This is a genomic window from Actinomyces sp. S6-Spd3 (assembly GCF_000758755.1).
GTDB lineage: Bacteria > Actinomycetota > Actinomycetes > Actinomycetales > Actinomycetaceae > Pauljensenia.
The window spans coordinates 1-942 of the sequence record NZ_JRMV01000233.1 but is presented as its reverse complement, the minus strand read 5'-3'; the positions used below and the strand labels follow the sequence as shown (position 1 = coordinate 942).

The window sequence follows — 942 nt, the reverse complement described above, 5'->3', positions numbered from 1 at the left end:
TTGGAGCAACCGTTGTGCTAACAACTCATGACCTGCATGAAGCTGAAAAGCTGGCGTCGCGCATCCTCATTATCAAAGACGGCAAGCTCATCGCGGATGCCAGCGTACCTGAACTTAGTGACCAGCTTGTAAAACCTGCACAGATTACGTGGAAACAAGACGGCAAACGTTTTGTTCACGCTACCAATCAGGTGGAACCGTTTGTGAAAACGTTGGATCTAGACGTTATAACCGGCCTTTCAATCTCGCGGCCCACGTTAGAGGACGCCTACCTTGCCCTCGTCGATGACAAGAAAAACAACTATGCGGTGGAAGTGAAACCAGCCGAGGCTACGGGAGGCGCGCTGTGAAAGTGTCTGGATTCTTGAAAATGATCGGCATGCATGTGAAGGCCGAGATGCGCATAAACCTACTGGGCGCTGCTATCTTCAATCTATTCTTCACACCCCTGGTGATTTTAGGTGTTGGCAAATGGATAGATGGCAAAGCCTTGGAGCAGATCGGGACCTCGATCGGCAGGTACATGGTCATTTCGATGACTGCGGGACTTTCGATGCTAATCATCATTCAGCTGACTTCAGAGATGATGATGGAACGTAGTTCCGGGGTTCTGTTGCGCGCCAGGTCGCTACCGAATGGGCCGATGGCGTGGGCGATCGGTAAATCAATTTCGACCGGCATCGTTGTGTTACTTATGCAGATTCTAATTCTGATCGGTGGATTCGTTTTCTTTGATATGAGCCAGTTGGGTACGGGAACCATCCTGCTGGTAGTGCTGGTTATGCTGTTCGCTGTTGCTACGCACGCTCCCATTGGGTTGATTCTCGGAAGCCTGGTCCGAGAAATGTATGGAAATGTTGTGATTGTTCTGGGCGTGTTCGCTCTGTTCGCGACTTCCGGGATCGCGTTTCCTTTAGATATTTTGCCCCGACCGGTGCAGGC

General features: G+C 50.8%; 1 protein-coding gene and 1 pseudogene. Both read left to right on the top strand.

All coding sequences use genetic code 11. The annotated features are described in order from the left end of the window. Positions 1 to 350 (top strand): annotated as a pseudogene (locus HMPREF1627_RS01920) (ABC transporter ATP-binding protein); the annotation flags it as partial. 2 nt (positions 351 to 352) lie between these two features. Then, on the top strand, positions 353 to 942 hold a 590-nt coding region (locus HMPREF1627_RS01915; protein WP_234305202.1), incomplete at its 3' end, for an ABC transporter permease.